This window comes from Ensifer sp. GW821-FHT05G01, assembly GCF_059419585.1.
In genome coordinates this window covers 455,860-470,227 of the sequence record NZ_JBWKSC010000005.1, presented here as the reverse complement: position 1 = coordinate 470,227, position 14,368 = coordinate 455,860, and the positions used below count along the sequence as shown (strand labels likewise).

At 63.0% G+C, this 14,368-nt stretch carries 11 protein-coding genes; 9 read left to right on the top strand and 2 right to left on the bottom strand.

Going from position 1 to position 14,368, the window contains the following annotated elements; genetic code table 11:
- From AC07UR_RS15810 to AC07UR_RS15780, 7 genes are all read left to right on the top strand, one after another.
- Positions 1–195: hypothetical protein (locus tag AC07UR_RS15810; RefSeq protein ID WP_494701949.1), on the top strand; the 195-nt coding region annotated here is incomplete at its 5' end.
- A 188-nt stretch (positions 196–383) separates the two neighbouring features.
- Entirely contained in the window at positions 384–1,610 is a 1,227-nt protein-coding gene (locus AC07UR_RS15805; RefSeq protein ID WP_209790303.1) for an ABC transporter substrate-binding protein, read from the top strand.
- Positions 1,611–1,643: 33 nt separating this feature from the next.
- On the top strand, positions 1,644–3,320 hold the full coding sequence (locus AC07UR_RS15800) for an ABC transporter permease (RefSeq protein WP_209790304.1): 1,677 nt from the start codon (positions 1,644–1,646) through the stop codon (positions 3,318–3,320).
- The gene (locus AC07UR_RS15795; protein ID WP_234902753.1) at positions 3,321–3,986 is read left to right on the top strand and encodes an ATP-binding cassette domain-containing protein; all 666 of its coding nucleotides are present in this window, start codon (positions 3,321–3,323) and stop codon (positions 3,984–3,986) included.
- On the top strand, positions 3,983–6,442 hold the full coding sequence (hrpB, locus tag AC07UR_RS15790) for an ATP-dependent helicase HrpB (RefSeq protein WP_209790305.1): 2,460 nt from the start codon (positions 3,983–3,985) through the stop codon (positions 6,440–6,442). Before AC07UR_RS15795 ends, hrpB begins: the two co-directional genes overlap by 4 nt.
- A 39-nt stretch (positions 6,443–6,481) precedes the next feature.
- Complete coding sequence (locus AC07UR_RS15785) at positions 6,482–7,786, top strand: ActS/PrrB/RegB family redox-sensitive histidine kinase (protein ID WP_173418517.1); 1,305 nt, start codon at positions 6,482–6,484, stop codon at positions 7,784–7,786.
- A gap of 83 nt (positions 7,787–7,869) precedes the next feature.
- Positions 7,870–8,454, top strand: coding sequence for an ActR/PrrA/RegA family redox response regulator transcription factor (locus AC07UR_RS15780; RefSeq protein ID WP_025425369.1), 585 nt, complete (start codon positions 7,870–7,872; stop codon positions 8,452–8,454).
- Here the strand turns inward: AC07UR_RS15780 and AC07UR_RS15775 are convergent, their stop codons facing one another.
- Positions 8,455–8,994, bottom strand: coding sequence for an MmcB family DNA repair protein (locus tag AC07UR_RS15775; protein WP_209790306.1), 540 nt, complete (start codon positions 8,992–8,994; stop codon positions 8,455–8,457).
- A 182-nt stretch (positions 8,995–9,176) separates the two neighbouring features.
- Here AC07UR_RS15775 and AC07UR_RS15770 point away from each other — a divergent pair, with 182 nt between their 5' ends.
- Positions 9,177–9,866: a L,D-transpeptidase gene (locus tag AC07UR_RS15770; protein WP_173418515.1), complete on the top strand. Its 690-nt coding sequence runs from the start codon at positions 9,177–9,179 to the stop codon at positions 9,864–9,866.
- Positions 9,867–10,135: 269 nt separating this feature from the next.
- On the top strand, positions 10,136–12,073 hold the full coding sequence (locus AC07UR_RS15765; protein WP_209790307.1) for a methyl-accepting chemotaxis protein: 1,938 nt from the start codon (positions 10,136–10,138) through the stop codon (positions 12,071–12,073).
- Between the two features lie 32 nt (positions 12,074–12,105).
- On the opposite strand, the gene AC07UR_RS15760 is transcribed toward AC07UR_RS15765, so the two are convergent.
- Positions 12,106–14,277 carry a malate synthase G gene (locus tag AC07UR_RS15760; RefSeq protein ID WP_209790308.1) on the bottom strand — a complete coding sequence of 724 codons (2,172 nt, stop codon included), beginning with the start codon at positions 14,275–14,277 and terminating at the stop codon, positions 12,106–12,108.
- Positions 14,278–14,368 lie beyond the last annotated feature (91 nt).

Below are 14,368 nucleotides of genomic sequence, written 5' to 3'. Positions count from 1 at the left end.
CTCGAACACGTCAACAGACAATTTCAAAAAATCACCAAGAAACGACAAGCGACTGAAAATACAAAGGAAATTCGAGGGGGAGTTATCAACAGGGCGGGCACGATCCCGCAAATGGCGGTGGGCATGCCCAGAATCATTGTCCAGATGGTCAAAAAACGGCGCCTTCAGTCGGGAAAATGCCTGCGCCCCTCCTGATTTCTCCCGGACGCCTGCGCAAAAGGGTGATCATCTCGCCGATCGCCAGGGTTCTTTGGGGAAAATCATGCCCCCATTCACCCCGGAGCGTTTCACCGAAACGTGACGGTCGCGGCCGACGGCGCACATTGACGGCGCGGGCCCTTGGCTTACCTTCGCGCCGAAACAGCAAACGGGGAAGCGCTGATATGGCCGGATGGACAAGACGATGGGCAACGGCAGTCGCCGTGACACTTGGCCTTGCCGGGCCGACGGCAGCTTTCGACATCGATGATTGGGCGTCGGTCGTTTCCGAAGCCAAGGGCGAGACCGTCTATTTCAACGCCTGGGGCGGTGCTGCCAACATCAATGCCTATATCGCCTGGACGGGCGAACAGATGAAGGCACGCTATAGTGTCGACGTCGTGCATGTGAAGCTCGACGACACCGCCAGGGCGGTGGCCAGCGTGCTTGCCGAGAAATCGGCGGGCAAGGATGCCGACGGCAGCGTCGATCTCATCTGGATCAACGGCGAGAATTTTGCCGCCATGAAGCGGCAGGGCCTGCTTTTCACCCCTGGTTGGGCAACCCGGCTTCCGAACTGGGCCTATGTCGACCACGAAGCCAAACCGACTGTTCTCACCGATTTCACCGTGCCGACCGAAGGGCTCGAAAGCCCGTGGGGCGGCGCCAAACTGGTCTTCTTCTATGACAAGGCCCGCACGCCGACCGCTGAGCTGCCGAAATCGGCAAAAGACCTGCTCGATTGGGCTCAGACCCATCCCGGGCGCTTCTCCTATCCGCAGCCGCCGGACTTCATCGGTTCTTCTTTTCTGAAGCAGGTGCTGATCGAGCTCGTCGCGGACAGGAGCAAGCTGCTGAAGCCGGTAAACGAGGCAACGTTTCAACAGGATGTCGCGCCGCTTTTCGCCTATCTCGACCAGTTGACACCCAATCTATGGCGCAAGGGAAAGGCCTATCCGCAGAACTATCCCGATATGAAGCAGAAGCTGGCGGATGGGGAGCTCGACATCATCTTCGCCTTCAATCCGGCGGAAGCTTCGGCGGCGATCGCCAATGGCGAGTTGCAGGACACCGTCCGCTCCTTCGTCTTTCCCGGCGGAACGCTCGGCAACACCCATTTCGTTGCCATTCCCTATAATGCCAATGCAAAGGCGGGCGCGTTGTTGCTTGCCGATTTCCTGATCTCGCCCGAAGCACAGTTACGCAAGCAGAATACACAGTTCTGGGGGGACCCGACTGTGCTGGCGATGGCGAAACTGCCGGATGCGGACCGGGCAGCCTTTGCCGCGCTCGATCTCGGCGTCGCGACATTGCGGCCCGATCAACTGGGTCCGGCGCTCGACGAACCGCATCCGGACTGGATGACCCGGATCGAAACCGAATGGATCCGGCGATATGGCGCCGCCAATTGACGGTGCGCGCCGGCGCTATCGACGGACACTCCTGTGAAAAGCGCCTTGCATCCGCACATCGGCACCGGTGTTACCGTGGTGTTGTGCCTGCCGGTGCTGGCCGGGCTCGCCGGCACCCTGCTTCCGGCCTTCGGCTACCTGCCGGCACTCGGCGGGACGCAGGTGACATTTCAGCACTTCGAGGCGCTTGCCGCCCAACCGCATATCCTGCGCTCGGCGCTCATCAGTCTGGCAGCCGGATTGACCAGCACATTCGTCGCCCTGGTGGTGGTCGCGACCTTCGTCGCCGGTTTTGCCGGTACGCGGCCCTTCGCCTTCATCCAGCACCTGTTGTCGCCGCTGCTCGCCGTTCCGCACGCCGCATCGGCGTTTGCGATCGCCTTCCTGATCGCGCCGTCCGGCTTTCTGCTTCGGATCATCTCTCCCGAACTCACCGGCTTCACCCGCCCGCCGGACTGGCTCATCCCCAACGATCCGCTCGGCTTGTCGATGATATCAGGCCTCGTCGCCAAGGAGATTCCTTTTCTGCTGCTGGTGATGCTGGCCGCGTTGCCGCAGTTGCCGGTCGCGAATGCGCGGCGCTTGATGACGGCGCTCGGCTTTAACAGAGTGTCGGGTTTTGCCATCGCGCTCTGGCCGCTGCTCTACCGGCAGGTCCGGTTGCCGGTTTTCGCGGTGCTGGTCTACTCGACCTCGGTGGTCGACGTCTCGATGATCCTCGGGCCGCAATTGCCACCGACCTTGCCGGTGCGCATCGCCCATTGGCTTGCCGACGACGACATCGGCGCCCGCTTTCTCGCGTCGGCCGGCGCCGTTCTGCAGCTTGCGCTCGGCCTGTTGGCGATCGCGATCTGGATCGGCGTCGAACGGCTTGGCCGCATTTGTCACCGGCGCCTAAGTTCCTCGGGAAAACGCCTTGGCGACGACAGGCTTCTTCGCCTGGCCGCAGCGTCAGTGATGGCCACGTCCGCCGCGTTCATCTTCATCGGTCTTGGCCTGTTGGCCCTGTGGTCGATCGCAGGGCTTTGGCCCTTTCCCGATCGTCTGCCGACAAACCTCACGTTCAAAACATGGGAGCGCGCTCTCGAGACGCTCGCCGCACCCCTGGCAACCACCATCGCCATCGCTCTCCTGTCGTCGCTCGTCGCCCTTGCGATCGCCATCGGGCTGCTATCGCGGAGCGGGCACAGCTCTGCCGATCGTTGGCTCCCCGTTTTTCTGCCGTTGCTGGTCCCGGAGATAGCCTTCGTGTTCGGATTGCAGATATTGGCAGCGATGGTGGGGGTTTCACCGTCGATAGCCACGGTTGCCGCCATGCATCTCGTCTTCGTTCTGCCCTATGTGCTCTTGTCACTTGGGCCGCCCTGGCGGGCGCTCGACCGGCGTTACGAACAAATTGCGTCCGGTCTGGGCAAGTCACCACTGGCGATCCTCGTCACCATCCGGCTGCCGATGCTGCTTCGCGCCTGCCTCACCGCCTTTGCCGTCGGCTTTGCAGTTTCTGTCAGCCTCTACCTGCCGACCGTGCTGATCGGCGCCGGACGGGTGACGACGATCACCACCGAGGCCGTGGCGCTTTCATCAGGCGGCGATCGGCGCGTCATCGGCGTCTATGCGCTGCTGCAGGCGCTGTTGCCCTTCCTCGGTTTTCTCGTTGCATCGCTGGTGCCGCAATTGCTATTCCGCCACCGACGGGCAATGAGGATTTGAATGCAGACACCGGGCAAGACGATGGCTCTGACTTTGTCCGATGTGACCATCCGGCTCTCGGGCAGAGTGCTGCTTTCCGTTTCGGCGACGGTGATGCCCGGCGACGTGCTGACGATCATGGGACCGTCAGGCGCCGGCAAATCGGCGCTGCTTGCCTATATCGGCGGCTTTCTCGACCCTGCCTTCGTCGCCAGCGGCGCAGTTCTTCTCGGAGAAGACGATCTGATCGGCCTGCCGCCGCAACAGCGACACACCGGCATTCTCTTCCAGGATCCGCTCTTGTTCCCGCATCTTTCGGTCGGCGGCAACATCGTCTTTGCCATCCCCGAGGCGATCAGGGGTCGGGACGTCAGGCGCCGACTGGCCGAAGAGGCGCTCGATGAAGTTGGTCTTGGAGGATTCTTCGACCGCGATCCCGAGACGCTGTCAGGCGGGCAAAAGGCACGCGTCGCCCTCCAGCGTGTTCTTCTCTCCCAGCCCCGCCTGCTGCTGCTCGACGAGCCCTTTTCAAAGCTCGACATGGCCCTGCGCCAGCAGACGCGCGAACTGGTGTTTGCCAAGGCGCGCTCAGCTGGCCTACCGACAATCCTTGTGACACATGACCGAGCGGACGCGGATGCCGCCGGTGGTGCCTTCATCCATATCGGAGCGGAGACGCAATCGTGACGCTTACCCTGCCTCCCCTGCCCGTTCGAGAAGTCCTGCCCGAGATCGGCGCAGCCCTCGACAAGGCCCGCTCGGTCGTGCTTTCGGCGCCGCCCGGCGCCGGCAAGACGACGCTCGTGCCGCTCTTCCTGCTCGACCAGCCCTGGGCAAAGGGCGGCAAGATCATCCTGCTCGAACCCCGGCGGCTCGCCGCCCGAGCGGCGGCGGGCCGCATGGCGGAACTGCTCGGCGAGAAAGTGGGAGAAACCGTCGGCTACCGCATGCGGCTCGACAACCGGATATCGGCAAAGACCCGGATCGAGGTGGTGACCGAAGGGGTCTTTGCCCGCATGATCCTCGACGATCCGGAGCTGACAGGCGTTTCGGCGGTGCTGTTCGACGAATTTCACGAACGATCATTGGATGCCGATTTCGGTCTGGCGCTGGCGCTCGACGTACAGTCTGCGCTGCGCGACGATCTCCGGATCATCGTCATGTCGGCGACGCTCGACGTGGCACGGGTGTCAACATTGCTCGGCGACGCCACCGTCGTCGAAAGCCAGGGGCGCAGTTTTCCGATCGACATCCGAAACCAGGACCGCGGCGGCGAGAGCGTCGAGGACGCCGTCGTTCGCGCCATCGTCGAGGCGCATCGCAGCGAAGAGGGCTCGGTCCTCGCATTTTTGCCGGGTCAGGCCGAAATCACCCGAGCGGCATCCCGGCTTGCCGACCGGTTCGGGCCCGAGACGACGGTGGTTCCGCTCTACGGAAACCTGACACAGAGGGAGCAGGATGCGGCGATCCGGCCGGCGCCCAAAGGCACGCGCAAAATCGTTCTTGCCACCTCGATCGCCGAAACCTCGATCACCATCGACGGCGTGCGGATCGTCATCGACAGCGGCCTGCAGCGATTGCCGGTGTTCGAAGCTTCCACTGGCATCACCCGGCTCGAGACCGTGCGCGTCTCGCGCGCGTCGGCCGACCAGCGCGCCGGCCGCGCCGGGCGAACGGAGCCCGGTATCGCCATCCGTCTCTGGCACGCCGGCCAGACCGCGGCGCTTGCTGCCTTCACGCCGCCGCAGATCCTTGCCAGCGACCTCTCCGGGCTGCTGCTCGACATGGCGCACTGGGGCGTCAGCGATCCCGCAGCCCTTGCCTTCATCGACCCGCCGCCGGAAACAACCCTCATCGAAGCCCGAAAGCTGCTGAGCGAGCTTGGCGCGCTTGACGGTTCCGGCGCGCTGACTCCGAGGGGACGCAAGATCCGCGATCTGGCCCTGCCGCCGCGCCTTGCGGCGATGGCCGTTTCGGCGGCCGAAGAAGGCCAGGGCGAGGCCGCCTGCCTGCTGGCGGTCATGCTGACCGAGCAGGGGCTTGGCGGCAACGCCATCGACCTGGAAGATCGGCTGCGCCGATTTCGCCAGGAACGCGGCGAACGGGCCGAGGCCGCGCGCAACCTTGCCCGCCGCATGGCGGCGGACCTTAAAAGCGGGCCGAGATCGAACGAGCCGATCCAGCCCGGCGCCTTGTTGATGCACGCTTTCCCCGACCGTATCGCGCTGCAGCGCGGTGGCCGCGGACGGTTCGTGATGGCCAATGGCCGCGGCGCCGAAATCGCCGAGACCGAGCGCCTCGCCGCGGCCAACATGCTTGTCATCGCCGATCTCACCGGTCGGGCCGGCGGCCAGCGCGTGCTGGCGGCGGCCGAGCTTTCGCGCGCCGATGTCGAAGCGCATATGCCAGACGCGATCGTGCGCGAAGCGCAAAGCGTCTTCGACCGGGCGAGCCGCCAGGTGCGGGCGCGCCGCGTCACCAGATTGGGCGCGATCATCTTCGAGGAGGCGCCGCTGCCAAGGCCGACCGGTGAGAGTGCGGCACGGGCGCTTGCCGACGGCGTTCGCCAGCTTGGACTGGCAGTGCTGCCGTTTTCCAAGGAGGCGGTGCAGCTGCGCGATCGCATCGGCTTCCTGCATCGCTCGATCGGCGAACCCTGGCCCGACGTTTCCGAGGAAGCCCTGCTTTCGCGCCTCGAGGACTGGTTCGTTCCGTTTCAGCACGGCGTCACCGCCATCGCCGATATCAAGGCCGGCGCATTGTCCGAAGGGCTGCTGTCGCTGATCCCGCATGACCGGCAGCGGGAGCTGGCAAAACTGGCGCCGACGCATTTCGAAGCGCCGACGGGGCAGCGGCATCCGATCCATTATGATGGCGATGAGCCGCTTCTTTCCATCCGGGTGCAGGAACTGTTCGGCCTGAAGAAGCACCCTGCCATCGGCGACGGCCGGTTGCCGCTTTTGCTCGAACTGATCTCACCCGGCCGGCAGCCGATCCAGACCACACGCGACCTGCCGGGGTTCTGGGCGGGGTCGTGGCGCGATGTCCGCGCCGATATGCGCGGGCGCTATCCCAAGCACCCGTGGCCGGAAAACCCGGCGGAAGCCGCGCCGACGACACGGGCAAAACCGCGTGGTACATGAGGCAACACCCCCATGGGACCTTTAGGAACAAGAGCAGGCATGACGGCAGTGGCGATGGAACACAACGATCCGACCTCCAACAGAAGCCTGCGGTTGCAGACGCTCATCCGCCTTCGCTGGCTTGCGGTCGGCGGGCAGTCGATCGCTGTCATCATCACCACGTTGTGGCTGCAGTTTCCGTTGCCCCTCCTTTTGTGCCTGGTGCTGATTGCCACGCTCGCCCTGGTCAATACCTACCTCACGCTGCGCTTTCCGCCGACGCATCGGTTGCGGCCGCCGGCCGCCTTCGCGCTCCTCGGGCTCGACCTGGCGCAGTTGACGGGACTGCTGTTCATCACCGGCGGGCTTGCCAATCCGTTTGCGCCGCTGCTGTGCGTGCCCGTCATCATTTCCTCGGCCTCGCAACCGAAACCGCACAGCATCGTGCTTGCCGGGCTCGCAGTGATCGGTGTGACGGCCCTCGCCTTCTCGCCCTTCCCGCTGCCCTGGTATCCGGGAACGCTCCTGTTGATGCCCCGGGTGCTGACGGCCGGCATCTGGTTTGCGATCGTGTCGATGACGGCCTTTGCCGCCTTCTATACCTACCGCGTCTCGCTGGAAGCGAGCGAACTGTCGGAGGCGCTGACGGCGACCGAACTGGTACTGCAGCGTGAAAAGCACCTTTCGCAGCTCGATGGCCTGGCGGCGGCGGCCGCCCATGAACTCGGCACGCCGCTTGCCACGATCAGCGTCGTCGCCAAGGAAATGGAACGCGAACTCGGCGATGATCCCCGCTTCGGCGAGGACGTGCACCTATTGCGCAGCCAGAGCGAGCGATGCCGCGACATTCTCAAGCGACTGACGACGCTGTCCTCCGAGAGCGAAGAACATATGCGGCTCTTGCCGCTCTCCTCGCTGGTGGAAGAAGTGATGGCGCCGCACCGCGAGTTCGGCATTCACATCAATCTGGTCGAAAAGGGCGACAAGGCATCCGAGCCGGTCGGCAACCGCAACGCCGGCATTCTGTACGGGCTCGGCAATCTGCTCGAAAATGCGGTCGACTATGCCAAGAAGCAGGTGACGGTGACCGTCGAGCACACGGCTGAATACGTCAAAGTGACGATTGCCGATGATGGCGACGGTTTTGCCCCCGATATTCTGATGCGCATCGGCGAGCCCTATGTCACGCGGCGGCAAAAGGACGACAGCGCCGGCGGCCTGGGGCTCGGCCTGTTCATCGCCAAGACGCTGCTCGAGCGCTCCGGCGCGCGGCTGCGCTTCGAGAACGGCGGCGCGGATCGACCCGGCGCCAAGGTCAGCGTCGAATGGCCGCGTGCACTGATGGATACGAAACTGGCGAAATGACGTTTGGCAGTTTATTGAACCGCGTGACAGGAAACCTATAATCTCGGCGAAAATGTCCCGATTTTCGCCCAAGGATTGCGAGAATGACCGAAAAATCGACAGCATCGCCCAGCACGCATGCCCAGGACGCCGAACTGATCGGACCGGACAGAACGTTGCTGCTCGTCGACGATGACGCCCCGTTCCTTCGACGCCTCGCCCGCGCCATGGAAGCGCGCGGCTTCACCGTCGATATCGCCGAGTCCGTTGCAGAAGGTATCGCCAAGGCAAAGGGCAACCCGCCGAAATACGCCGTTATCGATCTGAGGCTGGGCGACGGCAGCGGTCTCGACGTGATCGAGGCGATCCGCAGCCGCCGCGACGACACCCGCATGATCATGCTGACCGGCTACGGCAACATCGCAACGGCCGTGAATGCCGTGAAGCTCGGCGCGGTCGATTACCTTGCCAAGCCGGCCGACGCCGACGACATTTTCGCGGCACTGGTGCAGCGCCAGGGCGAACGGGTGGAGCCACCGGAAAACCCGATGTCGGCCGACCGGGTGCGGTGGGAACACATTCAGCGCGTCTACGAGATGTGCGAGCGCAATGTGTCGGAGACAGCGCGCCGGCTCAACATGCATCGCCGGACCCTTCAGCGCATCCTGGCCAAGCGCGCGCCAAAATAATCAGCCTTCGGCGGCCCCGTCACGGGAGCCGGAAACGATATCGCGAATGGAGTTGCCGAGTTCGCCATTGCGCTCGGCAGCCCACTCCGCCAGCATCAACCGCTGCGCGGCGGTGCGGGCAAAGAGCTGCAGCACCGATTTGCGGGTGGCCGGCGCCAGCCGATGTTCCGGTGCTTCGCGGATGATGTGTCCATCGTAGCCATCCGACAGCAGCAAACCGCAGTCTTCAGGAAAGATATCGAGCGGGACTTCGCCATGGGTGGCGAAGAACAGCCGGTCGCAGTGCTGCCGATAGTCGGGCCATTTGCGATCGACACGGAAATCCTCGATCGACGTCTTGATCTCGACGATCCAGATTTCGCCCTTTACCGACAAAGAAATGAGATCGGCGCGGCGGCCGCTGGCGAGCGTGAGTTCGGGCAGCACCGAGTGCCGAAGTTCGGCGAAAAGTCGCTGGACTCCGCGGCGCACCATGAGCGCGCGATTCGATTGCCGACCGTCGACGAGAGGGTTGTCGCCATGGATAGAGAGAATTGTCATACGCCTAGACTCGCATGCGTCACCGCTTTTGTTGCAAAAAAGCCAGCGTCACGGAATTTACACTTTCCCGCCGCCTTGTTGCCGCGCAATCCCTTGCATAGCGGCAACTAATCGAAAATAACCGGAGTCACTGACGGTCGGGCCGACCCAGTTTTTCTTCGCTTCTTATTTAAGAGACTCCTATGCGCTTCCGCAATGCCTTCCTCCTGTGCAGCCTGGCGGCGACACTCGCCGTGGCCGGCTGCTCGACAACTTCGACCAAGTCCGAGACGGCTGGCGGCGAGCCTGCTCCCGTTGCGGAACAGGTCGCTTCTAACCAGATCTTTTCGGGTGATTATGGCGCAGTTGAGGATCACGGCTATGCGCTTCCGGCCGTTCCGATCAACAGGGTCGAAAATCGTTTCCATCGCCAGATCGTCGACTATTCGACGAGCGAGCGCCCCGGCACGATCGTCGTGAACACCCCAAACCGTTTCCTCTACTACGTGCTGCCCGGCGGCAAGGCTGTTCGCTACGGTATCGGCGTCGGCAAGGCGGGCTTTGCTTGGGAAGGCGAAGCCTATATCGCCTGGAAGCAGGAATGGCCGATGTGGCACCCGCCGAAGGAAATGGCGGAGCGCAAGCCGGAAGTGGCCAAGTATGTCGAGGCAGGCATGGGCCCGGGCCTGAAGAACCCGCTCGGCGCGCGCGCACTCTATCTCTTCAACGACCAGGGCAAGGACACCCTGTTCCGCCTGCATGGCACGCCGGAGTGGTCGTCGATCGGCACGGCCGCTTCGTCCGGCTGCATCCGCCTGATGAACCAGGACATCATCGATCTCTATTCGCGGGTCCGTCCGGGCAAGAACGCACGCGTGGTCGTCCAGCAGTAAAAGACGACCGAAATCCTGTGATCAGAGCCGCCGGGATCCCTGGCGGCTTTTTTTGTTGGCCGCACGTCCCGACGATATTCCGTCGGCCCTGATACGCAGAGTTGCTCTGCTTCAGGCACTTCAAATCAGGGTGGCCGCCATCTGAATCGGGCTCGACGATTTGTTCAAAAAACGCGCAATAAGGCCGGAATTTCAGCACGTTATTAAGCAAGGATTATCTAATTAAATAAAAAGTGTGGCCGATAGATGCCTAACCAAAAGGACCGGACATGCTGATCAAGACCAAGCTCCTCAGTGCGATCGCACTGTTGTCACTCATCGCGATCGGCATTGCCGTCTACAGCCAGCATGCGCTCGCCGAAAACAGCGAAACGATGGATGCGGTCTATGCCGACCGCATCGTGCCGCTAAAGAATCTGAAGGCGACATCGGACGCTTTTGCCGTGTCCATCGTCGATGCGGCGCACAAGGTGCGCAACGGCAACGAGACGATGGAGACCGGCCTCGCATCGGTCAATAACGCGCGTCAGGTGATAACGGCCAATTGGGACGCCTATGTCGCGACCTCGATGACCCCGGAGGAACAAAAGCTTGTCGCAAACGCCAAGCAGCAGATGGTGATCGCGATGGATTCGATCGCGACGCTGACCCGGATCCTGACGGAGGGTGATTCGGCTGCGCTCGACGGCTTCGTTCGGACGACGCTCTACGAAACCATCGATCCGTTGACCGAGACCATTTCGGAGATTTCCGACCTGCAAGTTCACTTGTCGGATGAGGTCTTTCAGGCACAGCACCGTGAGTTTGAGACGGTGCGGGTGCTCAGCATCGGCATCATCCTTCTCGTCCTCGTACTGGCCGCCGGAACGTATCTTGTTGTTTCACGTGGTGTGATCGGCCCACTCGGCCGACAGATCGGCGCGATGCGCAAACTCATCGACGGCCATCTCGACGATGACGGCACTGCGGTGACCGGCAAGGACGAGATCGCCGAGATGGCCCGCGCCATCCAGTCGTTCCGGGAAGCCGCCCGATCCAACCTTCGCCTGCAGGCGGAAGCCGAAGAGAGCCGCCGCAACGGCGAAGCCGAACGCACGAGAATGCAGGCGGAGGCCGAACGGGCCGCGCAGCAGAGGCTGGTCCAGGCGACATCAGGTCTTGCGACAGGCTTGCAACGGCTGGCCGACGGCGATCTTGCCGTCCGGTTGGACGAGCCGTTCTCCGCCGAATTCGAGCAATTGCGTCACGACCTCAACAAGGCTGCCGGGCAGCTCAACGATGCCATGCTTGCAGTCGCCGACAGCGCCGGCAACATCGGCCTGGGAACCCGCGAAATCAGCCAGAGCGCCGATGACCTGTCGAAGCGCACGGAGCAGCAGGCAGCATCCCTGGAGGAAACGGCCGCGGCACTCGACCAGATCACCGCCAATGTCAGCAATTCTTCGCGGCGGACGGAGGAAGCCCGTGATGTCGCCGGCGAAGCAAAGACCAGCGCGACGCAGTCTGCCGTCGTCGTTGCAAATGCCGTCGAGGCGATGCGGCGGATCGAAGAATCATCCAGCCAGATTTCCAGCATCATCGGTGTAATCGACGAAATCGCCTTCCAGACCAACCTGCTGGCGCTGAATGCCGGGGTCGAGGCAGCACGGGCGGGTGAAGCCGGCAAGGGCTTTGCGGTCGTGGCGCAGGAAGTGCGCGAGCTGGCGCAGCGCTCGGCAAAAGCCGCCAAGGAAATCAAGGAACTGATTCGCAGCTCCAGCTCGGAGGTGGAAAGCGGCGTGCGGCTGGTGCGCGATACCGGCCAGGCCCTGAAGACCATCGAGGCGCACGTCATCACCATCAACGAGCATATGGCGGCCATCGCCACATCGGCGCGGGAACAATCCGTCGGGTTGGCCGAGGTCAACACGGCCGTCAACCAGATGGACCAGGTGACGCAGCGCAACGCCGCCATGGTCGAGGAGGCAAATGCCGCTTCGGCGACGCTTGCCCAGGAGGGCAGCAATCTTCGAGCCCTGATCGACAGGTTCCAACTGTCCGGCGAAACCAGCACCTCGCCCCAATCGGGAGCGCGCAGAGCCGCGCCGCGCACCGTTAGCGCCCATCAATACGCTGACAGCAATGCCCGCCCGGTCGTAAGACGAGCTGCTGTGCCACTGGTGCAAGGAAACACGGCGTTGGCCACCGAAGGCTGGGCCGAGTTCTGACCCAGCCTCGATGAGTTCAGCTGGCGGCCCGATCAGGCCGCCAGTTTGGCTTTCAGCTCGCGGCGACGGCGGTGCAGGACCGGTTCGGTGTAACCGTTCGGCTGCTCGCGGCCCTTGAGGACAAGCTCAAGTGCCGCCTGGAAGGCGATCGAACCGTCAAAATTGCCGGCCATGGCGACATACTGCGGATCATCGGCGTTCTGGCCATCGACGACAGCGGCCATGCGCTTCATCGTCTCAACCACCTGGTCTTGCGTGACGACGCCATGATGCAGCCAGTTGGCCATGTGCTGGGCGGAAATGCGCAGCGTGGCGCGATCCTCCATCAGGCCGATATTGTTGATATCGGGCACCTTGGAGCAGCCGACGCCCTGATCGACCCAGCGAACGACGTAACCGAGAATACCCTGCGCATTGTTGTCGAGTTCGCGCTGGATTTCCTCCGGCGTCCAGTTCGGACGGGTTGCGACCGGCACCGACAGGATATCGCTGAGCTTGGCGCGTGCCCGGCTCTTCAGGCCAGCCTGAACGTCGGCAACATTGACCCGGTGGTAGTGGGTCGCATGCAGGGTGGCAGCCGTCGGCGACGGAACCCAGGCGGTGTTGGCGCCAGCCTTCGGGTGAGCGATCTTCTGCTCCAGCATCGCCGCCATCAGATCGGGCATGGCCCACATGCCCTTGCCGATCTGCGCGTGACCGGAAAGGCCGCATTCGAGGCCAATGTCGACGTTCCAGTTTTCGTAGGCCGCGATCCATGCAGCCTGCTTCATGTCGCCCTTGCGGATCATCGGGCCTGCTTCCATCGAGGTATGGATCTCGTCGCCGGTGCGGTCGAGGAAGCCGGTGTTGATGAAGACCACGCGTTCGCGGGCCGCACGAATGCATTCCTTGAGATTGACCGTCGTGCGGCGCTCCTCGTCCATGATGCCCATCTTCATGGTGTTGGCCGGCATGCCGAGCGCCGTCTCGACACGAGAAAAGATCTCGCAGGCAAAGGCGACTTCCTCAGGCCCGTGCATCTTCGGCTTGACGACATACATCGAACCTTCGCGCGAGTTCATGCGGCGGCCACGCTCGCCGATATCGTGCAGAGCGATCAGCGCGGTTGCCATCGCATCCATGATGCCTTCCGGCACCTCGTTGCCGTCGCGATCAAGGATAGCCGGATTCGTCATCAGGTGACCGACATTGCGAACCAGCATCAGCGAGCGGCCCGGAAGCGACAGCGTGCCGCCTGCGGGCGCCGTGTAGGTGCGGTCGGCATTGAGGCGGCGCGTGAAGCTGCGGCCGCCCTTGACGACCTCTTCCTCCAGATCGCCCTTCATCAGGCCGAGCCAGTTGCGATAGACGACGACCTTGTCTTCGGCATCGACGGCGGCGACCGAATCTTCGCAGTCCATGATGGTGGTGATCGCCGATTCGAGAATGACGTCGGAAATATGCGCCGGATCGTCCTTGCCAATCGGCGTCGTCGCATCGAGAGCGACGACGGCATGCAGATTGTTGTGCCGGAGAACGATCTGCGACGGTGCGTCAGCCGAACCGTCATAGCCGGCAAACTGCGTGGAATTGCGAAGTGCGGTCTTGGCACCGCCCGCAAGCATGACCGAGAGGCTGCCCGAAGCGACCGTCAGGGATGAAACATCCTTCCAGCTGCCGCTATCCAGCGGCGCGCTCGCGTCGAGGAAGTCGCGCGCCCAGGCGATAACCTTGGCGCCGCGCTTGGGATTGTAGCCGCGTCCCTTTTCCGCACCGTCCTCGTCGGAAATGGCGTCGGTGCCGTAGAGCGCGTCATAGAGCGAGCCCCAGCGCGCATTGGCAGCGTTGAGCGCGTAGCGGGCGTTCATGACGGGGACGACCAGCTGCGGGCCGGCGATCGTCGCGATCTCCGGATCGACATTGTCGGTCGAAACGGCAAACTCGGGTCCTTCCGGCAGCAGGTAGCCGATGTCCTTCAGAAAGCCCTGGTAGGCCTCGAGATCGTTCGGAGCGCCATTGTCGCGATACCAGGCGTCGATCTTCGCCTGCAGGTCGTCGCGCTTGGCAAGCAAGGCGCGGTTTTTCGGCGCGAGGTCGTGGACGATCTTAGACAATTCGGCAAAGAACCGCTCGGCATCGACGCCGGTTCCGGGCATCGCCTCTTTCACCAGAAAGTCATGCAGACCTGCATCGATCTTCAAACCAAACTTCTCAATGCGGTCCATTATCTTACTCCTTGAAACAGGCCACTCGCGCGCGTGAAAGGCCGGCAGTTTCTCATCAATTCATTCCCTGTCAATTCAGCAAGGATGCGAA